This window comes from Variovorax beijingensis (assembly GCF_003951285.1).
Taxonomy (GTDB): domain Bacteria; phylum Pseudomonadota; class Gammaproteobacteria; order Burkholderiales; family Burkholderiaceae_C; genus Variovorax; species Variovorax beijingensis.
The window spans coordinates 165743-185940 of the sequence record NZ_RXFQ01000012.1 but is presented as its reverse complement, the minus strand read 5'-3'; the positions used below and the strand labels follow the sequence as shown (position 1 = coordinate 185940).

At 69.1% G+C, this 20198-nt stretch carries 20 protein-coding genes and 1 pseudogene; 4 read left to right on the top strand and 17 right to left on the bottom strand.

The features are described from left to right. Positions 1-55: 55 nt before the first annotated feature. The 4 genes from EJO66_RS21205 to EJO66_RS21190 form a co-directional block, all read right to left on the bottom strand. Complete coding sequence (locus tag EJO66_RS21205; protein ID WP_125966009.1) at positions 56-1351, bottom strand: FecR family protein; 1296 nt, start codon at positions 1349-1351, stop codon at positions 56-58. Further along, complete coding sequence (locus EJO66_RS21200; protein ID WP_125966008.1) at positions 1348-2064, bottom strand: response regulator transcription factor; 717 nt, start codon at positions 2062-2064, stop codon at positions 1348-1350. The genes EJO66_RS21205 and EJO66_RS21200 overlap by 4 nt, the downstream gene beginning before the upstream one ends. A 96-nt stretch (positions 2065-2160) precedes the next feature. After that, the gene (locus EJO66_RS21195) at positions 2161-3027 is read right to left on the bottom strand and encodes an OmpA family protein (RefSeq protein WP_240648654.1); all 867 of its coding nucleotides are present in this window, start codon (positions 3025-3027) and stop codon (positions 2161-2163) included. Beyond that, positions 3024-5378, bottom strand: a complete 2355-nt coding sequence (locus EJO66_RS21190) for a YadA family autotransporter adhesin (protein ID WP_164547875.1) — start codon at positions 5376-5378, stop codon at positions 3024-3026. The genes EJO66_RS21195 and EJO66_RS21190 overlap by 4 nt, the downstream gene beginning before the upstream one ends. Before the next feature lie 346 nt (positions 5379-5724). Here EJO66_RS21190 and EJO66_RS33050 point away from each other — a divergent pair. Beyond that, positions 5725-6001 (top strand): annotated as a pseudogene (locus EJO66_RS33050) (VOC family protein); the annotation flags it as partial. 41 nt (positions 6002-6042) lie between these two features. Here EJO66_RS33050 and EJO66_RS21185 read toward each other — a convergent pair. From EJO66_RS21185 to EJO66_RS21175, 3 genes are all read right to left on the bottom strand, one after another. After that, complete coding sequence (locus EJO66_RS21185) at positions 6043-6720, bottom strand: glutathione S-transferase family protein (protein ID WP_125966007.1); 678 nt, start codon at positions 6718-6720, stop codon at positions 6043-6045. A gap of 91 nt (positions 6721-6811) precedes the next feature. Then, the gene (locus EJO66_RS21180) at positions 6812-7183 is read right to left on the bottom strand and encodes a VOC family protein (RefSeq protein WP_125966006.1); all 372 of its coding nucleotides are present in this window, start codon (positions 7181-7183) and stop codon (positions 6812-6814) included. 53 nt (positions 7184-7236) lie between these two features. Then, entirely contained in the window at positions 7237-7716 is a 480-nt protein-coding gene (locus tag EJO66_RS21175) for a VOC family protein (RefSeq protein ID WP_125966005.1), read from the bottom strand. Between the two features lie 97 nt (positions 7717-7813). Between EJO66_RS21175 and EJO66_RS21170 the strand changes: the two genes are divergently transcribed. Both EJO66_RS21170 and EJO66_RS21165 read left to right on the top strand, forming a co-directional pair. Continuing rightward, complete coding sequence (locus EJO66_RS21170; protein WP_125966026.1) at positions 7814-8305, top strand: helix-turn-helix transcriptional regulator; 492 nt, start codon at positions 7814-7816, stop codon at positions 8303-8305. Beyond that, positions 8302-8709, top strand: a complete 408-nt coding sequence (locus tag EJO66_RS21165; RefSeq protein ID WP_125966004.1) for a VOC family protein — start codon at positions 8302-8304, stop codon at positions 8707-8709. The genes EJO66_RS21170 and EJO66_RS21165 overlap by 4 nt, the downstream gene beginning before the upstream one ends. An 18-nt stretch (positions 8710-8727) precedes the next feature. On the opposite strand, the gene EJO66_RS21160 is transcribed toward EJO66_RS21165, so the two are convergent. From EJO66_RS21160 to EJO66_RS21140, 5 genes are read right to left on the bottom strand one after another with little or no spacing between them, the layout of a single operon-like run. Then, positions 8728-9420, bottom strand: a complete 693-nt coding sequence (locus tag EJO66_RS21160; protein ID WP_125966003.1) for a substrate-binding domain-containing protein — start codon at positions 9418-9420, stop codon at positions 8728-8730. Beyond that, entirely contained in the window at positions 9417-10322 is a 906-nt protein-coding gene (locus EJO66_RS21155) for a DUF1932 domain-containing protein (RefSeq protein WP_125966002.1), read from the bottom strand. The genes EJO66_RS21160 and EJO66_RS21155 overlap by 4 nt, the downstream gene beginning before the upstream one ends. Positions 10323-10341: 19 nt before the next feature. Next, complete coding sequence (locus EJO66_RS21150; RefSeq protein ID WP_125966001.1) at positions 10342-11361, bottom strand: Bug family tripartite tricarboxylate transporter substrate binding protein; 1020 nt, start codon at positions 11359-11361, stop codon at positions 10342-10344. 15 nt (positions 11362-11376) lie between these two features. Beyond that, the gene (gene ligK, locus EJO66_RS21145) at positions 11377-12084 is read right to left on the bottom strand and encodes a 4-carboxy-4-hydroxy-2-oxoadipate aldolase/oxaloacetate decarboxylase (RefSeq protein WP_125966000.1); all 708 of its coding nucleotides are present in this window, start codon (positions 12082-12084) and stop codon (positions 11377-11379) included. Between the two features lie 4 nt (positions 12085-12088). Continuing rightward, positions 12089-13117: an amidohydrolase family protein gene (locus EJO66_RS21140; RefSeq protein ID WP_125965999.1), complete on the bottom strand. Its 1029-nt coding sequence runs from the start codon at positions 13115-13117 to the stop codon at positions 12089-12091. Between the two features lie 165 nt (positions 13118-13282). Here EJO66_RS21140 and EJO66_RS21135 point away from each other — a divergent pair, with 165 nt between their 5' ends. After that, entirely contained in the window at positions 13283-14587 is a 1305-nt protein-coding gene (locus tag EJO66_RS21135) for a LysR family transcriptional regulator (RefSeq protein ID WP_125965998.1), read from the top strand. A 21-nt stretch (positions 14588-14608) separates the two neighbouring features. Here EJO66_RS21135 and EJO66_RS21130 read toward each other — a convergent pair whose 3' ends face one another. The 5 genes from EJO66_RS21130 to EJO66_RS21110 all read right to left on the bottom strand — a co-directional run bounded on the left by EJO66_RS21130 (position 14609) and on the right by EJO66_RS21110 (position 20134). Further along, entirely contained in the window at positions 14609-15481 is an 873-nt protein-coding gene (locus EJO66_RS21130; protein WP_125965997.1) for an NAD(P)-dependent oxidoreductase, read from the bottom strand. A gap of 42 nt (positions 15482-15523) precedes the next feature. Continuing rightward, positions 15524-16606 carry an isocitrate/isopropylmalate dehydrogenase family protein gene (locus EJO66_RS21125; RefSeq protein ID WP_125965996.1) on the bottom strand — a complete coding sequence of 361 codons (1083 nt, stop codon included), beginning with the start codon at positions 16604-16606 and terminating at the stop codon, positions 15524-15526. 106 nt (positions 16607-16712) lie between these two features. Further along, positions 16713-17441 carry a transcriptional regulator NanR gene (gene nanR, locus EJO66_RS21120; RefSeq protein WP_125965995.1) on the bottom strand — a complete coding sequence of 243 codons (729 nt, stop codon included), beginning with the start codon at positions 17439-17441 and terminating at the stop codon, positions 16713-16715. 60 nt (positions 17442-17501) lie between these two features. Then, positions 17502-18866, bottom strand: coding sequence for a 3-oxo-isoapionate kinase OiaK (oiaK, locus tag EJO66_RS21115; RefSeq protein ID WP_125965994.1), 1365 nt, complete (start codon positions 18864-18866; stop codon positions 17502-17504). Continuing rightward, complete coding sequence (locus EJO66_RS21110) at positions 18866-20134, bottom strand: ribulose-bisphosphate carboxylase large subunit family protein (protein ID WP_125965993.1); 1269 nt, start codon at positions 20132-20134, stop codon at positions 18866-18868. Before EJO66_RS21110 ends, oiaK begins: the two co-directional genes overlap by 1 nt. Between the last annotated feature and the right edge of the window lie 64 nt (positions 20135-20198).

Genomic DNA, 20198 nt, shown 5'->3' with positions numbered 1-20198 from the left:
CGATCCATTCGCGCCAGAGGACGCGGGGCCTGGAAGACTCGACCCCCGCGGTCACTCAGCGCACCCCTTCGATCAGCAAGGGCAGCACCGGGCCGACGGTCTCGGAGCGCTGGCCCTGCAAAATCGTTTCGGCGCGCACCCGCCAAAAGTACTGACCCGGCGGCAATGCCTCCACTCGCACGCGGTGACCGAGCAGACCGCCCACCCGTACCACAACGCGAGTGAGCGCGGCGTCCTCGGCAATCTCCAGTCCGTAGGTGCTGCCGGCAACCGGATCCCAGTCGAGTTCGACCTCGTTGCTGGCGACGATCCAGCGCATCCGACCCACCAGAGAGGCCGACAGGGATGCCCGCGAAAAGGCGCTGACCGCAGCTTGCCCCTCGATCCCTTCCGGCGTCACGGCCGCCACCCGAGCGAAGTAGCTTCCGCTGGGAATCCCCTCAAACAGCGCCAGTTCGCGGGGACCGGAGCGCGCCACATGCCGCTCGGCCACCACGTCCAGGAATTCGGCGTCGCGTGCGAGTTGCGCGCGGTAACCGGCAGCGCCGGTCACCTCGGCCCACGCCAGCAGTACGGCCGGCTGGTTTTGCGGCAGGCCGGAATCGATCCAATCGGGTACCGGCAGCAGTTCCTGCACAGCGCCGCCCTGCGGGCCATCGTCGATGACCACGCCCTGCGGTGCCCTCACCGGCAGGTCCGGCTGTGTTGGTGTGCTGACCACGACACCACTCTCCAGCACGCTCACCACCACACGATGTTCATCGGCAAGGTTCACACGAAAGTGGGTGCCACGCACGCCCACGGTCGCCATGCGCGTGCGCACCCGAAACACGTCCCGGCCCGCAGGAACTACCCTGGGCGGCACGCGCGATTCGACTTCGCCCGCCTGCAGGTCCAGCACCGCAGCGGCGCGGCCCGCCGCATCGGAAAACCGGACGAGCCGGACAGTGGAGTTCGAAGGCAGCGTGCACAGCGAGCCATCGGGCAGCCGCAGCGTGACGAAGCTGTCGGGCCCGGTGCGGATCCACCCGCCCTCGGAAAGCCGCATGGCCGGTTGCGCAGCGCTGCGCTCGCCGTTGCCGGACTCCGCACGCACGTCGCCGCTGACGGCCACCACGACGGCCTGGGCATTCCCGTCGGCGAAATGCAGGACTTTACCGACCGGCAGTTGCCGCGGCTCGGCCACGCCGTTGCGTTGCTGGATCGAGGGCCACAGCAGCGGCCGGCCCAGATGCCGCTGCGAAATACCCCACAGGGTTTCTCCAGGCTGCACAACGTGCGGCGTGGGTTGAGCAGCCAGGCCCATGGGCAGACACAGGCACGCGATGGCCAGCCATCGAATTGCACTCATGCGACGCGGTCCAACCGGTAGCCGAAGCCGTAGATTGCCTGCAGCTGAAACCCTCCGTCGATGGTCAATCCAAGGCGGCTGCGCACCCGCGACACGTGGGTGTCTATCGTTCGCGATGCTGCCTGCCGCGCCCAGAGCGTCTCGTTCAAGTGCTCGCGCGACAACGGCCTCCCCAGATGGCGGAACAACATGCGGGCGACCTCGAACTCCTTGAGCGGCAGACGGAATTCTTCGGTACCCCTTCTGACGGTCTGATCTGCGGCGCTGAAATGCCAGCCTTCGATCTCGTCTTCGCCCGGCGCGGCGGGCTGCGACCGGCCGCTGCGCAGCTGCACCTGAAGACGGGCCAGCAGTTCGAACGGTCGCCACGGCTTCACAAGATAGTCGTCGGCGCCCCCGTTGAGGGCCTGCACCACCTCGAACTCGCTGCCGCGCGCGGTAAGCATCACCGCAGGCACATTGGAGCGAAGGTTATCGCGCACGCGGCGCAGCACCTCATAGCCTGACAGCTCCGGCACGCTCCAATCGAGGATGAGGATGTCGAAGCTGTCGCGCTGCAGCATCTCGAAGAAGACCCTCCCGTTTTTTTGATGCATGACCCGATGGCCGTTGTGGGTCAGAAGTTCGATCGCCGCCTGCGCCTCTTCCGGCGAGTCTTCAAGCAGCGCGACGCGCGGTCGCGACGCTGGCGTGTCGCCAGACTTGTGGCGCACCGATGACTCCCTCACAGCTCCTCCGATGGTGCATGGGGTCTTCGCCCGGGCCGAGCGGGCAGTGGTGCCCTCAATGGCACCGTGCGGCCACGCAGTCTATCGCTCACCGGTGACTTCGAGTTCCACACGCCGGTTGGGCTGCAGGCACGCAATGAGCTGGGCGCGTTGTTGGCTGTCAGTGCACTGGACCAGCGGCTGCGTCTTGCCGACACCGAAAGCACGCAGCGCCGATTGCGGAAGGCCCTGCGCGATCAGGTAGTCACGCACCGTGGCTGCACGCGCGATCGAAAGTGCTTGGTTGTAGGCATCGCTTCCCAACCTGTCGGTGTGTCCGATGACGGTGACCGTGTCGAAGCGCTTGTATTGCCCCTTGAGCTGCGCCGCCAGCGCGTCGAGCTGGTTTCGGCCCTCGGGCAGCATGTCGGCTGCGCTTGACCTGTCAAAGGCGAACAGCGCATCGGCCGCGACCTTGAACCGCTGCGGTGCCGCCGTGGCAGCCACCGGGCGCACCACCTCGCTGACTCTGGGCTGGAGATAGCCCGCGCAGGCTGGGTCCTTCCAGTGCATCGCGTCGGAGACGCCATCCTTGTAGACCACCTTGTACTGGCAGGTGACGAATTCGTCGCCGCGGCCGGTGCGGAAGTTGAACAGGTAGTCCCATTCCTTCGGACCAAACAAGCCCTCGCTGAAATGCGGATAGCTGATGAGCTCGCGCACCTGGTTCTTCGTCATGCCGCGGCCGATGCGGCGCAATTGCTCCACGTCGATGAAGGTTCCACCGTTGAGCCAGGCGTTGCCCGCATCGGGAAAGCTCACGGACTCATTGGCAGCGGATGCCCCGGCCGCCTGATCGGGCGTGTTGACGCTCGAAGCGCAGCCGCCCAGCATTGCCGCGAGAATTACCAGCGAGAGAGATTGGATTGCATTGTGTTTTTTCATGAATGTTTCTCCTCTGCCGGTCAATCGAACGAGAACCCAAAGCCCACGCGCACGATGGCCTTGCTGCCACCCGAACCCCAGCCCACGCCGGCGTGCAGGGTGGTCTGTCCGTTCTCGGAACGCTTGAGCAGGTTGAAGCCGATGCCGGCCTGGCCGTTGTAGCCGGCCACGGCGCCGCTCACGTGGTAGAGGCCCGGCTCCACCGGTGTAACCACCGCCATCGCGGCTGAAGCTGCGATACCGCCCGAGAGCATCTTGGTATTGGCATTGACCTTGTCGTCCAGTGCATTGATGCGGTTGTTGATGCCCCCGACCGCGCCGTTGAGCTGGTTCACATTGACTGCGTCGTTGGGTGCAACGCCGTTGGCGACGTTGTGGATCGCCACCGGGCTGGTCGAATTGGCGCCGCCCATGGTCACGCTGTTGTAGTTGGTCGTGCCGTCGGCATTGGTGTCGTACTTGACTGTCGACTGGTCGATCACGGCCACCGTGCCCTGCACCGCCCTCAGTTGTGAAACGTTCACCGCATCGCTGTCGGCCGCGCCCGCGGCCACGCCGGTAATCTGGCGAAACTGGCCGTTGGCAGCATCGCCGACCGACACCGCAGCCAGCGTACTGGTGGTGGCACCGATCGCGAGGCGTTGCGAGTCGGTGGCTGTCGGCGGCACATAGCCGGCCACGCCAGCGGCTGTCGAAGCGACCGAGCCGGCGCCAAGCGCAACGCCCCCGGCCTGGGTGACACTGGTGCCTGCGCCGATGGCCACGCCTTGGACAGCTGCAGCCGAGGACTGGGTGCCCAGTGCAATGGAATCCGCCATGTGCGAGGTGGCACCCTGGCCGATGGCGATGCCGCCAGGCGCGCTCTGCTGCACCACGGCACCATTGCCGATGCCCACGCCGTTGTTGCCGTTGACCACCGTCTGGGGGCCCACGGCCACCGATTCGGTGCCGATGGCGAGAGAATCCGCGGCGCTTGAGTTGGCGTGGAAGTACTTCGCAGGCGTGACGGCAAAGGACTGCAGCGCGCTGGACAGCTGCCGGATCGTGACGGCATCCTGCGCCTGTGTCCCGTCGGCCACATTGGTGATCTGGCGGTAGCTGGTCGCATTGCCGACGGAAACCGCACCGAGGAGCGTCCGGTCGGTGGTGTTGTATTCGATGAGGGAGCTGCCGGCGGGAATGGTGCCCGTCGTGGGGGCAATCACGCGGTCGGAGACAGAATCCGCGCCCAACGCCACCGCGCCGGCCTGGCTTGCCTGGCTCAATGCACCCAACGCCAAGCTCCGGTCCGCAGTGGCTCTCGCTCCTGACCCGTTGGCCGTCGCCAGAATGCCCGTTGCCTGCGTGTCTACGAAACTGTCAAAGGCCGTTGCGAACCCGGCGTTGGGGGTATACGTGCTGTCCAGCGGGGCACCATTGAGCAGGTACACCCGTCCACCGGTGGCGGTTGCGTAGTTGCCGGTGGCGGCGCTCATCGATCCGAGGGCCGTCGCAGCGATACCCGACGCCGCCGAGTTCGCGCCCAAGGACGTCGCGCGCACGTTGCTCGCGTTCGCCAGCCGTCCCATGCTGATGGCATAGTCGTTCGTGGCCACGGCGCTCTGGCCCAGCGCGACGGTAGAGAACGCATTCGAGGTCGTGGCGTCGCCGATCGCGACGGCACCGTTGCCGGCTGAAGTCGACGCAAAGCCGATGGCGATGCCCAGCCGGGTGGTAGCTGTTCCGCCAATCGCAATCGTGTTCTGCGCCAGCGACCGTGCACCGGGCCCGATGGCCACGAGGCCGCCATTGCTTGCGTTGGCATTGGCCCCGAGCGCCACACTATTGGGCGTAGCCGCAGTGGCACCAAGACCGGCCGCCACCGTGTTGGCGCCCGAGGCCAACGCATTGGGGCCGACAGCGACGGAATTCGCGCCGGTGGCGCCCGAATTTGCCAGGGTCGAATTGCCGACAAGGGTCGAATTGGTATGGAAGTACGGCGTTTCGTCCGCGCTGATCCATTGGCCGTTCTTCCAGACAGCCAGACCTTCCTGCAGGCCATTGGCCCCGGTTGTCGCCGTCGTGTTGTAGACAATCATGCCGTCGACAGGCTGATTTCCATTGAGACCCCAGGTGTTGCGGTCGGTCAACGCGATGCGTGTGATGAGGACGCCGCGATTGGTGCTTTCGACTTCGAGCGCAGAGCCGGGATTGATGCTCAGCGGGTTGTCGCCGATCTTGACTTGCGCCTGCGCCGTGCCCGCCAATACGACGACACAAGCGGCCAGCGTTGAACGTCTGGCGCGAAATTTCTTGCCAGGAACGCGGGCCGCCGTTGACTTGCTCACCTCAATGTCAAGGGCTTCGCGCTCCAAAGATCGACAGGATTCATTCACAAGCTCACCTCCAAGTGTTTCAAAAAGTGAGCGGAATTCTGCTTACTCCTCCCGATTGGAAAACAATTCCTGACCTTTGTTAACAATCTGCAAGCTGATTTGGTGAAGAACTGCACATTTCCTAGCAGGTTGAGGCTTTGAAAGTAGAGAAACGTAATTCGCAGACGGGTTTAGAGGAATTGCGGGGCGTCCTGCCAACTCCATAAGTGCGGGCGCAATTGCCAAATGGGGCCTGTAGAAATTCTTCGTATTAATTCCCAGCGCATTCGGTTCCCTGCTTCAAGGCGTCTGCCGCGGCGCCCAACATGGCACGCATAAAGAATACCGGCCGGTCAGTGCGCCATCTTTGGCGCATCAAAGCGCGCAGGGGGCTGAGGCGAGAGCTGTCGCCTTCTATCGCGACGGGCTCGGCCTGCCTACCGAGGGCATCGTGGGCAGGGAGTTCGAGAACGGCGCCGTCGCCTTCTTCGATCTGTAGGACGGGCTCAAGCTGGCCGTGTGGCCGCGCTCGAGCCACGGTGGTGAAAACCGCGGCCGACACCTTCTACGGCGGCTATGCCGGCTATTTCATGGACCCGGACGGTCACCTGTGGGAGGCGATCTACAACCCGCAACTGCTGCCAGGGGCTGACGCTGCGCAGGCGCTTCGGGCCGCGGCCACCCGTCAAGGCCTGTCGGGCCTGATGTCGGGCGCCGGGGTCGAGGAGACACCCTGCGCCTCGGCCGCTCGCGATTGCACAGCCATTGCGGCCTTGAAGCCCGGTCGCGCCTGCAGACGCTCCCAGTAGGCCGTCACCGAGGGCGTGAAGCGCTCGGCCAGTCCCAGGTGCTCGGCCAGCAGCAGTGCATAGCCGACCGACACGTCCGCTGCGGTGAAGCGCCCCGCGCAGAGGTGGTCGCGCCCGGCGAGCAGCGGCTCCAGCGTTCGCAGGCGCGCCAGGAACCACTTGGCATAGTCGTCGGCCACCTGTGGCTGCTTTCGCTCCGCCAGCTCGAAGTGCGCATACCGCAACACGAGTGTCTGAGGAAAGGTCAAGGTTGCCTCGCCGAAATGGAGGTAGTTGAGGTACGGACCGAAGTCAGGCTCGCCGCGGCCTACATCCAGCTGGCCCGCCGAGAATCGCGCCGCCAGGTACTGGCAGATCGCGGCCGATTCGGTCATTCGCATGGCGCCGTCGGTCAGCATCGGCACCGTGCCGAGCGGGTTGACCTCGAGGTACGGCCGCGACAGCACGCGCGGCGGAAAGGGCAGCATCCTGAGCTCGTAGGAGAGCCCGATCTCTTCGAGCATCCAGAGAGGGCGGAACGAGCGTGCGCTGACGCAGTGGTGCAGGGTGATCATGGTTGGGTGGCCTCTGGCCGCCACTGTGTTGAATTGACTTGTCAGCAGAGCGTGCTCTGGCCCCGTGTCGGCCGCCCCACCGGCGATCGAGCTATCGCACGGGCTGCTGCACCAGCTGAAGCTCGTTGCCGGCAGGGTCGCGAAACGTCGCAAGGAGGCCGCCCCAGTCCTGTCGCTCAGGCGGGCCGGTGAATGCAACGCCGAGTGCGGCAAGCTGGCTGAATTTCGACTGGACGTCCGCGACATCGAAGGACAGCCCCGTAAAGCGCCCGATGAGCGCCTGGTCCGGCGCCGGAGCACTTTCGTCGACATGCTCGACCACCAGGCTCATCGGGCCCGCGTCGAAGACGCAGTATCCCTGCCTGCTTCCGTCGGCCTTGAGAGGCAGGCCGAGTATTTCTCCATAGAAGCGGGAGGCTCCCGGCAAGTCCCCAACAAAAATGCGCGCGGTGCGAAGCTGCATGGTTTCTCCAATTGCTGCAGTGAAGCCGAAGCCGAGGCAGGCGTGCGAACGCGTCAGCCGCGCCGGGCCGCTTCGATCGCGGCGATGTCGATCTTTGTCATCTCCATCATGGCTTCGAACGCGCGCTTGGCTGCCGCCGGGTCGGGATCGGTGATTGCGGCCGTCAGGGCGCGCGGCGTGATCTGCCACGACAGGCCCCACTTGTCCTTGCACCAGCCGCATGCGCTCGCCTGGCCGCCGTTGCCGATGACCGCGTTCCACAAGCGGTCCGTTTCGGCCTGGTCGTCGGTCGCAACCTGGAACGAGAAGGCCTCGCTGTGCTTGAACGCCGGCCCCCCGTTCAGGCCAAGGCAGGGGATGCCCATCACCGTGAACTCGACCGTCAGCACATCGCCCTCCTTGCCCGAGGGATAGTCGCCGGGCGCGCGATGGACGGCGCCCACCGCACTGTCGGGGAAGGTCTCGGTATAGAACTTGGCGGCTTCCAGGGCGGTGCCGTCGTACCAGAGACAAATCGTGTTCTTGCTGATCATCCTGGGTCTCCTGGATTGGACAGATACGAACGCCTGTTGCGATCCCCGGCAGGATATCGCCTCCAGTCGCCACACGCGCGTCCCCGATAATTTTGCGATGGCCATCAACCCGATCAACCAGGATCCCGCACTGCTGCGGCGGCTGCTGCGCGCCAAGGACCGGATGGACGCCGCATCGCACGAGGAGTGGCCCGTCGAGCGGCTGGCGCAGGTGAGCGGCGTGTCGGGGGCGCACTTCGCGCGATCGTTCAAGCAGGCCTTCGGCACCCCGCCGCACCGGTACCTGCTCACGCGCCGCATCGAGCGCGCGATGGCGCTGCTGCGCGAGACCGACCGGCCGATCACCGACATCGCCTTCGAGACGGGCTGGGCCAGCCTCGGCACCTTCGGGCGCACCTTCCGCGACATCACCGGCAGCAGCCCGAGCGCGATCCGCGCGCGCGGCAAGGCTACGCCGCATGAACTCGGCCGGGTGCCCGCCTGCATCGCCAATGCCGCGCGCCGGCCCCATCTCACGACCGCAGTTTCGGAGAAGCGGCGCCTGGCCGCAGACGGTACAAACAAGCCCCAACAACAGGAGATCCCATGAATCAGGGCATTGAAGTCGCCGGTCTGTATGTGCACGATCAGGACGAGGCGCTGGCGTTCTATGTAGAGAAGCTCGGCTTCCGCGTCCACACGGACGTGGGAAACGGCGACTATCGCTGGCTCACGGTGCAGCACCCCGAGCAGCCGTCGTTCCAGCTCGGCCTGTTCAGGCCCGGGCCGCCGGTACTCGATGCGGCCACGGCGCAGGCCGTGCGCGCCATCGTGGCCAAGGGCGCGATGCCGCCGCTCGTCTTGCGGGTGGACGACTGCCGCGCCGCCTATGAGCGCATGCGCGGCCTGGGCGTGGAGTTCACGCAGGAGCCGGTGGAGCGCTACGGCACCGTGGACGCGGGCTTTCGCGATCCGTCGGGGAACGGGTGGAAGATGATCCAGGGGCGCGGCTGAGCCCCCGCCGTACACGCCTCAGGCCGGCGCCATGCCATGGCGGCGCTTGGCCTCGGCGCTGTCCGCCGAACGCATGAAGTCGAGCAGCGCGCGCACCGCGGCCGGTTGCGCGCAGCCGACCACCGGCGCCGCGGAAAAGACCGTGGTGATCTGGACCTCCGGCGGCAAGGGGCCGACCAGGTCGATGCCTCCGACGCCGATCAGCTCGCTCCATTGCTGGAACCCCAGCGCGGCATCGCCGCGTGCAAGCAGCGCGCCGACCGGCACGCCGGGCGGCGCCTGCACCAGGCGGCCGCGGATCTCGCCGGCGATGCCCCAGCGCTCGAACAATGCCATCAAGGCGACGCCGCTCGGCCCGGTCGAATACGCGATGCCGGAGGCGGCCCGCACCGCGCTGCGCAGCGCGTCCTCGGTGGAAATATCGGGCCGCACCGCGCCCGCGCGCACCGCCACGGCCACGCCCGAACGGACCAGGTCGACCTTGCCGGCGGCATCGAGCCTGCCCTGTGCGACGAGCGCGTCGATCGCGTCCGAGGCCAGCACCACCACGTCGAAGGGCTCGCCCGCGCCCACGCGCCGCGCCGCCTCGACACCGCCGATCGCCAGGAAGGCGGCCGGCACGCCGCTGCGCTGCGAATGGGCTGCCGCAAGCTCCTCCAGCAAGCCCCGGGTCGCCATCGAGCAGAGGCCACGGATCGCGGGCGCCGTCATTTCTCGCCGCCCTGCCCTCTGCCGATCAGGCGGTCGGCGTAGTGCTGCCACGGGCTCTTGGCGTCCAGTCCGTCGAAGAGGCCGGTGCGCGCCTGCTGTGCCACCCAGTCCTGCTTGGCTGCAATGGCCGCCGCCATGAACGGCTCGAAGCCGGTCTCGCGAACGGTCTGCGCCGCTTCGCGCATTTCTTCCGCGCGCCGCTTGCCATGCTGCACGACGCGGCTGAAGAAGTAGGCGCCCTGGCGCTCCCAGTCGATCTGCGGAAAGGTCTCCGAGAGCGTGGGCAGCACATGCGCCTCGACGCCGTAGCGCCGCGCCGCGGCGTAGCTTTCGATCACCAGCGCCTCCAGCCCCTTGATCATGATGCTGCGGCTCATCTTGATGGCCGAGGCCACGCCGAGTTGCTCGCTCACGGCGCGCGCGTCCATGCCCCATGCGCGCAGCGTGGCCGCCAGCGCCTCGGCCTGCGCGCCGCCCAGCAGCATGGGCACGCGGATGCCGTAGGGCGGCACCGAGGTCATCACGCCGGCTTCCACATAGCCGACGCCTGCGGCCTCGAGCATGGCGCCGGCCCGCTGCTTGGTGCCGGGCGAGGCCGAATTGAGATCGAGAAAGCGCGTGCCGGCACGCGCATGGCGCGCCGCCTCCTCGGCCACCGCGAAGGTGCTGGATGCGGTCACGGCCGAGATCAGCAGATCGGCCGCGGCGCACAGCGCCTGCATGCCCGAGGCGACGCGCAGGCCGTCGGCTTCGGCGGCGGTCCGCGCCGCCGCGCCGCTGTCGGGGTCGGCGAATTTCAGGTCCCAGACCCAGACCGCCTCGATGCCTGCCTCGTGCAGCAGGCCGCGGCCGAAGATGCCGCCCACTTCGCCGCAGCCGACGATGCCCAGTGTGATGCCCATGTGCGTGTCTCCTTGCTGTTCAATCGACGGTGATGCGGGCCGCCTTGATCACGCGCTGCCAGCGCACGATCTCGCTCGCGATCAGCTGGCCGAAGGCCTGCGGCGTGGCGGGCGTGGCCTCGGCACCCTCGGCCGCCAGGCGCGCCCTGACTTCCGCCGAGTCGAGCGAGCGGTTGATCTGCTGGTTGATCATCGCGACGATCGGTGCGGGCGTTGCAGCCGGCGCGACCACGCCGTACCACTGGTCGGCTTCGAAATCCCTGGTGCCGGCCACGCCGCTCTCGGCCACTGTGGGCACCTCGGGCAGCGACGCGATGCGGCGCGGGCTCGACACCGCGAGCGCGCGCAGCTTGCCGGCCTTGATGTGCGGCAGCAGCGCGGGCGTGCCGGTGAAAAGTGCCTGCAACTGGCCCGCCAGCAGGTCGTTCACGGCCGGCGCGGTGCCGCGGTAGGGAATGTGCAGCAGCGAGGCGCCGGTCTGCAGCTTGAGATATTCCATCGCGATGTGCGCCGCACTGCCGTTGCCGCCCGAGCCGTAGGCCAGCTGGCCGGGCCTGGCCTTGGCCAGCGCGATCAGTTCGGCCAGCGTGCGTGCCGGCACCGACGCATGGACCACGAGCACGTTCGGCACGCGCGCGACCCATGCCACGGGCGCGAAGCTGCGCAGCGGGTGGTAGCCGAGCTTCGGGTAAAGAGACGGGTTGATGGCCAGCGTGCCGATGTGCCCCATCAGCAGCGTGTAGCCGTCCGCGGGCGCCTTCGCGACCTTCTCCGCGCCGACGGAGCCGCCCGCGCCGGGCACGTTGTCGATCACCACGGCCTGGTTCCAAGCACGGCCGAGCTCCTGCCCGATGCCGCGCGCCAGCACGTCGGTGGAGCCGCCGGGCGTGAACGGCACGACCAGGTGCAGCGGATGGTCCGGATAGGTTTCGGCGGCCACGGCATTGCGGTTCGCAAGCCAGAGTGGGCAGCCCGCGGAAAAGATGCAGGCCTGGCGGCGGGTGATGCCGGTCGTCGCGGCGCCGATGGTGCGAGCCATGTCGTGCCGCCGCCGTCAGTCGATGTAGCGCAGGCCGGCCTTGGCCAGCGGCTCGCGCATGCCGTACATGTCCAGGCCGAGCTCGCCGGCCGCGAAGCGCGCGCGCTTGGCCGTCTCGCTGGCCTCGCGCGCTTCGGCCGCATCGGCCACCTGCTGCGCACGTGCGGCCGGCACCACCACCACGCCGTCGATGTCGGCCACCACCACATCGCCCGGATGCACCAGCGCGCCGGCGCACACCACCGGCACGTTGACCGAGCCGAGCGTGGCCTTGATCGTGCCCTTCGAATGGATGGCGCGGCTGAACACGGGGAAGTTCATCGCGTTGAGGTCGCGCACGTCGCGCACGCCGCCGTCGATCACCAGGCCCCTGCAGCCGCGCGCCTTGAACGAGGTGGCAAGCAGGTCGCCGAAGAAGCCGTCGGTGCTGTCGCTGGTGCAGGCCGCGACGACCACGTCGCCTGGCTGGATCTGCTCGGCCGCCACATGCAGCATCCAGTTGTCGCCGGGCTGCAGCAGCACCGTGACGGCCGGGCCGCAGAAGCGCGCGTCGGGGTGGATGGGGCGAATGCGCGGCTGCATCAGCCCGAGCCGGCCGAGCGCCTCGTGCACGGTGGAGACGCCGAAGCGCGAAAGCTTGTCGACCGCGGCGGCATCCGCGCGCGCCACGTTGCGATGGACCACACCGAGCTGCTGGAGGGTGTTGGAAGAAGAAGAAGTCATGCGATCAGAGCCCCTTGGCGATGAGTGCGCGGTCCAGGCGCGGGTACACGCGGCGTGCGTTGCCTTCGAACACCTTGTGCCGCGCCTCGGCGTCGAGCATGGACGTGGCCTCGATGTAGCGGCGCGTGTCGTCGTAGAAGAAGCCGGTCTCGGGATCGATGCCGCGCACCGCGCCGATCATTTCGCTCGCGAACAGGATGTTGTCGACCGGGATCACGCGCGCCAGCAGGTCGATGCCCGGCTGGTGGTACACGCAGGTGTCGAAGAAGATGTTGTTGAGCAGGTGGTCCTTGAGCACCGGCTTCTTCATCTCCTGCGCCAGGCCGCGAAAGCGCCCCCAGTGGTAGGGCACCGCGCCGCCGCCGTGCGGGATCACGAAGCGCAGCGTCGGAAAGTCGGCGAACAGGTCCGAGGTGAGGCACTGCATGAAGGCCGTGGTGTCGGCATTCAGGTAGTGCGCGCCGGTGGTATGGAAGCAGGCGTTGCAGCTCGTGCTCACATGCACCATCGCCGGAATGTCGTGCTCGACCATCTTCTCGTAGAGCGGATACCAGTGGCGGTCCGACAGCGGCGGCGAGGTCCAGTGCCCGCCCGAGGGATCAGGGTTGAGGTTGATGGCCACGAAGCCGTACTCCCGCACGCAGCGCTCGAGCTCCGGAATGCAGCTGCGCGGGTCCACGCCGGGCGACTGCGGCAGCATGGCCGCGCCGATGAAGTGGTCGGGGAACAGCTCGCTCACCCGAAAGCACAGCTCGTTGCAGATGGCGGCCCAGGTCGACGAGGTCTCGAAGTCGCCGATGTGGTGGGCCATGAAGCTCGCGCGCGGGCTGAAGATCGTCAGGTCGCTGCCGCGCTCCTTCATGAGGCGCAGCTGGTTGCCCTCGATCGACTCGCGCAGCTCGTCATCGCTGATCTTCAGGTCGGCGGCGCGGGGCTTCAGCGCGGGGTCTTTCAGGCCCGCGATCTGCTGGCTGCGCCAGTTCTCCAGCGCCTTGGGCGCCGTGGTGTAGTGGCCGTGGCAGTCGATGATCATGGGCGGTTCCATTGGTGGCTGGGTGGTGTCTTTGCCGGCATGCGCAGCGCGTGCGCCGGCCCTTGCGTCAAGTGTGGTTCCGGGCGCCGCCGCGTGGCGTGAGTTCGGGTTGCCCTACCATCAGACTTTCTTATCGGCCAGGGTTCGTTCCCAGGCATCTCTGGAATGACGGGCCAAAGCCAGCTGCAAGACAAGGTGATCGACCGCACGCACACGCATGCGCTGAGCCTCAACCTGCGGCACCTGCGCGCGTTCACGGCCGTGGCGGCGGCCGGCAGCATCGCCAGGGCTGCGGACGAGCAGCTGTTCCGCGTTGCCTCGGGCGTGACGCGCGCCATCTCCGAGCTCGAAGGCGCGCTCGGCCGGCCGCTGTTCGACCGCGGCCCGCGCGGCATGGCGCTGAACTCCTACGGCGACCTGGTGCTGCTGCGCGCGCGCCGCATCGAGCGCGAGTTCGAGGATGCGCGCGCCCAGCTCGTCGCGCGCGGCGGCATCGGCGCCGCCGCCGACGTGCATTCGCTCTTCGCGTCGATCCTCAACGGCCGGCGCCTTGCGGTGATTGCGAGCCTGGTGGAAAAGCGCAACATGCCGGCCGTCGCGCGCGAGTTCGGCATCACGCAGCCGGCGATCAGCAGCGCGCTGAAGGACCTGGAGGGGGGGCTCGGCGTCGCGCTGCTCGAGCGCAGGACGCGCGGCCTCGTGCCCACGCCGGCCGGCGAGATCGTGGCCTTCCATTTCAAGCGCGTGCTCGCGGAGCTGCGCCACGTCGGGCCCGACATCGCCGCCAGCGAAGGCATGCTGCAGGGCAGCGTGAACGTGGGAGCACTGCCGCTCGGCCGCACGCAGATACTGCCGCAAGCGATCGCCTCGCTGCTCGCGCGCCATCCGGGGCTGCACGTCGCCACGGTCGAAAGTCCTTACGACGCACTGGCGGCGTCGCTGCGCAGCGGCGACATCGACTTCATCCTCGGCGCGCTGCGCGGCAGCGCCGAGGCGCGCGACCTGCAGCAGGAAGCGCTGTTCGAAGACCGCATCTCGGTGATCGCGCGCGCCGGCCATCCGCTGGCGCGCGCCGCGCGTGTCGACTTCGATGCGCTGCGGCAGGCGACCTGGGCGCTGTCGCGCCAGGGCACGCCTTCGCGCGAGCTGCTCGAGCGATTTTTCTCGGCCGCGCGCGAAGCGCCGCCGGTTCCCGCGGTGGAGACCGGCGACCTCGCGGTGCTGCGCGGCCTGCTGCTCGAAAGCGACATGCTGACCGCGATCTCGGCCCACCAGCTGCGCCACGAGATCCGCAACGCCAGCCTGGTGGTGCTCGACTTTCCGCTCGATGAGACGCGGCGCGAGATCGGCCTCACCCAGCGCCTCGGCGCGTTCCCCTCACCCGGTGCGCGCGCGCTGATGCAGGAGATCCGCGCGGTAGTCGCCCGCTCGCCCGACTTCCGTGCGAAGGCGGGAAGCCGCGGCCGGTGAAATGCAGGCGGTCGCGGGCGCTCAGCGCCGAGCCAGCAGGTCCGCCAGCTCGGGGACCAAGGCCTCGGGCGCCAGGCCTTGCGCATGCTGCAGCGTCTGCAGCACGGCCGCCGCAATGTCGCGGTGCGCGCCGGCATCGCCCGCCATGGTGTTGTAGTAGCCGAGGTCCTTGCTCGCATTGGCGATCGAGAAGCGCAGGCTCGACGTGTCCTTGGCCGTGAGATAGGGCCGCAGCCGCTCCAGCGCCACGCCGCCGCCGCCGCCCTTGGCCAGGATCTCCACGAACATCTCGGGCGCCACGCCATGCTGGCCGGCGCAGGCCGCCGCCTCGGCGATCAGCGCCACGGTGCCCAGCGACACGAAGTTGTGCAGGAGCTTCATGCCATGGCCCGCGCCCACCGGGCCCGCGTGCAGGATGTTCTCGGCAAAGCACGACAGCAGCGGGCGGCATTCTTCCAGCAGGGCCGCATCGCCGCCCACCAGCAGGTTGAGCCGGCCTTCGGCCGCTTCCTTGGGCGTGCGCGTCATCGGCGTGTCCAGGAAGCGGCTGCCTGCGGCCTGCACGGCCTCGGCCATGCGCAGCGTGGAAGCGGGAATCGCGGTGGAGCAGTCGACGACGATGCTGCCCGGGCGCAAGGCCTGCAGCACGCCGCCCTCACCCGTGAGCACGGCCTCGACCTGGGGCGAACCCGTGAGCACGAGGATGACGATGTCGGACTGCGCCGCCAGCTCGGCCGCGCGCGTGAAGCTGCGCGCGCCGGCGGCCTTGAGCGCGTCCAGCGGCTGGTTGCCCGGGTGCTCGAGCACGGCCAGCGGGTAGCCGTGCTTGACGATGTTGCTGGCAATGCCGTGGCCCATCATGCCGATGCCGATCATGCCGATGTTCTTTTTCAAGGGAGTCTCCTGGGTTGTGATGTGTAGCGGATGCCGCCGCCTTCAGCCGAGCTGCCGGCACACAGCCTGCGTGATCTCGCTGCAGCGCGCCTGGCCGCCGAGGTCGCGCGGCACCGTCTGCCCGGCGGCCAGCACGTCCTCCACGGCGCGCTCCACGCGCGCGGCGCCTTGCACCAGTGCGTCGTCGCCATGGCGCTCGCCGAGCCAGCGCAGCATCAACGCGCCGGACAGGATGGTAGCAAGCGGGCTGGCCAGGTCCTGGCCCGCGATGTCGGGCGCCGAGCCGTGCGCGCCCTGGAACAGGCCATGCGAGTCGCCGAGCTCGGCCGAGGCCGCAATGCCCAGCCCGCCCACCGTGCCGGCGCCCAGGTCGGAGATGATGTCGCCGAACATGTTCTCGGCCACGATGACGTCGTAGAAGTCGGGCTTCTTGAGCATGTGCACGGTGATGGCGTCGGCGTAGGCGTAGTCGATCTCCACGTCCGCGTAGCCGCGCGCCACCTCGTCGCAGATGGCGCGGAAGAACGCGTAGCTGCGCAGGATGTTGGCCTTGTCGCACACCGTCACGCGGCGCCGGCCGTCGCGCGGTGCGCCCTGGCGCCGGCGGGCGAGTTCGAATGCGAAGCGCGCCACCCGCTCCACGCCCTTGCGTGTGACCACGAGGGTGTCGGTGGCGACCTCGCCGCGCAGGTTCACGCCGGCGCCGCGGCTGGCGTACAGGCCTTCGGTGTTCTCGCGCACGATGACATAGTCGATGCCGCCGGCCTCCCAGCCGGCCAGCGGCGAGCGCACGCCGCGGTACAGGCGGTTCGGGCGCACGTTGGCATACAGGTCGAGCCTGAAGCGCAGCTGCAGGTGCAGGTCGTTGCCGACCTCGGTGCCATCGGCGTAGGTGATGCCGGGCAGGCCGGCCGCGCCGTGCAGGATGGCGTGCGCGCTGCGGCAGGCCGCGAAGGTTTCCTCGGGCAGCACGGCGCCGGTGCGCGCATGGTGCGCGGCGCCGCCGGGCCAGGCGGTGAAGCGCAGCCGCTCGCCGCAGGCCTCGCGCAGGACGGCAATGGCCGACTGGCAGACCTCGGGGCCGATGCCGTCGCCGTCGATGGTGGCAATGTCGTAGGTGTTCATGATGGGTTGCATGAAGGGTGAGAAGGCACTGGCGCGCATGGCCGGGGGCCGCGTGCACGAATGGAAGGCGCCGCGGCTGCGAAGCGGGCGCCGTCGCGGCGCGCGCTCAGCGCTGGCCTTGTACTTCTTCCGCGATGCGCTGGTACAGCGCATTGGAGCGCGTGACGTGCGCGCGCACGGCCGCCACCGCGGCCTGCGGGTCGTGCGCCTCGATCGCATCGACCAGGCGCGTGTGCTCCTGCAGCGTGAGCCGCTCGGCACCGGGCGCGCGCACCAGGGGCTGGTAGTAGTCGCCGGCCCACTGGAACACGGCCTCGATCACCGCGGGAAAGATCGGGTTGCCGCTGATGCGCGCGATCTCGCGGTGAAAAGCCATGTCGTGCGCAAGAAAGCCGTCCATGTTCACGAGCGAGGCGCGCTGCTCCTCGATGCGCGTGCGCAGCGCCGCCACGTCCTCGGGCGTGGCCAGCTGCGCGGCCATGCGCGCGGTGCCTTCCTCCAGGAGCAGGCGCGCCTGCTTGAGGTGTTCGAGCATGTCGGGCTGGGCCTGCAGCATGTGCCGCGTGCCGCTGGCGATCTGCGCGATCAGGTCGCGCGCGGTGGGAATCACCACCCGCGCGCGCTCGCCGTGCGAGATCTCCACGATGCCCGAGTGCTCCAGCGCCTGCAGCGCCTCGCGCACCGCGGGCCGGCCCACGCCGTACACGTCCATCAGCTCGCGCTCGGGCGGCAACTGGTCGCCGGGCCGGATCTCGCCCGTGCTGATGCGCTGCATCAGCCGCTCCACCACGTCCTGGTAGAGCTTGCGTTTCTGGATCGGGTTGACTGCCGTCATGGAGTGGGTGTTCGCAATGGAAGAAGGGCATGAAGGCGCGCGGCTGCCTGCAGGCCATTATCACTTGGCCACACCGTCGCGCGCGGTGCCGAAGAAGTCCTCGGCGCCCATCTGGCCGCCCTTGAGCACGAGCTCCAGCCCGTCGCGCCGCGCATCGCGCGAGGCGGCCCGGCACAGCGGTGCGCCGGGCGCGAGTTGCGCAGCCATGGTCAGCGCCTGCACGCCCAGGGCCGAGGCCACTTCGCCCGAACTGTCGCCGCCGGCCACCACCACGCGGCGCAGCGCGGGGCAGCGGTCGAGCAGCGCGCGCGTCACGCGCGCGAGCGCCTGGCCCGTGCGCGCGGCCGCTGCGGCGCGCGTGAGGCCGGCGGCGCGCGCACTGTCGTCGAAGGCCTGCACGGCCGGGTCGTCGGGGCCGCGCGCGGTGTACAGCAGCGGGCTGTGGCCGCGTGCCAGCGCCTGGGCCGCGGCTTCGGCCACCTGGCCGATCGCGCGCTCGTCGCCGGCCAGCAGCGGGGCAATGTCCAGCCGCTGCGCGGCAAACCCGTGCCCGGCGGCCCAGGCGATCTGCGCGGCCGTCACGGGCGAGCAGCTGCCGCTGACCACGGCCAGGCCGTTGCCGGCCGCGCCGGCCTGCGGCAGCGGCGGCCGGCTCGCGAGCAGGCCGCTGGCCTGCCAGTGCGCGGCCAGTGCGTCGTCGAGCCCCGAGGACGAGGCGCTGAACAGGCCCGCGCCGCGCTGCTCCCACACTAGCCGTCCGGCTTCGCGCAGGCTTTCTTCGTCGAGCACGTCGATCAGCACCACGGGCACCTCGTCCGCATGCGCCGTTGTGATGGCGCGCAGCGCGGCCTCGGCGCCGCCGCTCTTGAGCTGCGTGAAGTCCACCAGCGCGCGCGCACGCCGCGTCTGCGCGCCCAGGTGCATGCGCAGGTCCGACTCGTGCATGGGCGTGACGGGGTGGCGCGACATGGTCGGGTGCCGGTCCAGGCGATGGCCCTCGCCGTCGGCCACGGCGAACAGGTGGCCGAAGGCCTGGTAGCGGCGCAGGCGCGGCGCCCCCACCACCATGGGCGACCAGCGCCCGCGCATGAGCGGCACACCCAGGTCGATGGCGCAGCCGATCGAGCCGATCGCGGGTGAGGAGTCGAAGGTCGAGCAGATTTTGTACTGCAGCACCGGCGCGCCGAGCCTTGCGAGCGCGGCGAGCGCAGGCGCGAGCTGCTCGCGCATCCACGCGGGATCGCGGCTGCGCGCCTGGCCGGCCAGTCCCACGGCGCGCACGCCGGGAAAGCGCGCGAGCATCTGCGCATCGGGCGTCTCGAAGAACAGCACCGTGGATACGCCTGAATTGGTCAGCGCCTCCAGCGCGTCGGTGGACCCGGTGAAGTCGTCGCCGTAGTAGGCCAGCAGCAGTCCGTCCTGCATCACCAGACCTCGAGCGCCTGGGCGAGTTCGGCGTGCGCGGTCGCGTGCGTGGTCAGCGGCACGCCGGCCACCGCGGCCTGCCAGGCCTGGCGCATCGCGGCCACGCCCGCGGCGATGCCGCCGGGGTGGCCGAGGATGCCGCCGCCGGCGGCATGGATGAGGTCGGTGGTGCCGAGCGCCGCATAGGTCGGCGCGGCTTGCAGCCCGGTCTGGCCCGAGCTGAAGACAGGCATCGCGGCCATGGGATTGCGCGCAGACAGCGGTGCCAGTACGGCGCGTGCCGCGGCGATCACGCTTTCGTCGCTCTCGCTGAACTTGTTGGCCAGGCCGTTCACATGCAGGTGATCGGCACCCGCCAGGCGCCACAGCGTCTGCCACGGCGCGAAGTCCCAGCCGAGCGCGGGACAGCGGTTCAGGTAGCCCCAGCCATTGCGGTGCGCATGGATCGGCAATTGCGAATGGCGGCGCAGCGCGAGCAGCCCGGTGAGGCCCACCGAGTTCAGGCTGACCATCACGCAGGTGCCGCCCTGCATCAGCACCAGGTCGTGGCGGCGGCGCATCTCGTCGACCTCGCCCGTGAGGTTGAAGGCCACCATGGGCTTGCGCCCGGTGCGCTCGGCCGCCTCGCGGACCACGGCCATGACGGCGCGCACGCGCTCGTCGAAGGGGCAGTGCGGGCCGTCGGCCTGCAGCTCGTCGTCCTTGATGAAGTCGATGCCCCCGGCCACGAGTGCGCGCACGGTCTCGGCCGTTTCTGCGGGCGACAGGCCCACGCTGGGTTTGACGATGGTGCCGACCAGCGGCCCGCGCGCCACGCCCGCGAGCGCGCGCGTGCCCGCGATGCCGAAGGCCGGGCCGGGGCAGCCGTCGACGAAGGCCTGCGGCACCGCCAGGTCGAGCAGGCGCAGGCCCGAGACCTGGCGCAGCTCGAACAGGTTGCCGGCCACGGTGGCCATCAGGTTGGGCAGCGAGACGCCGAAGTTCGCCAGCGGCCACGACAGGTCGAGCACGCACTGCGTGTAGCTCGCGGCGCGCTGGCGCGTGGGCAGGCTCGGCGTGCCCACGCGGCCGAGCACGTGCACGCGCTCCACGCGCGCGCCCGAGCGCTCCTTGAGTGCGGGCGTCTCGCCGGGCACGGCCGTGAAGGTGCCGCTGGACTGCTCGCCCGCGATGACTGCGGCGGTGCGCTCGGGGTCGTCGCCGGTTTCCAGCCAGTAGCGTGCGTGCACGCGGCCGTCGGCGGCGGAAAGTGCGGGCAGCCCGGTCATGGCGGGTCGCGGCGTTCGACGAGGCGGAGGAAGGGGCGGGGCAGGACCATGGTTCGGTGTCTTT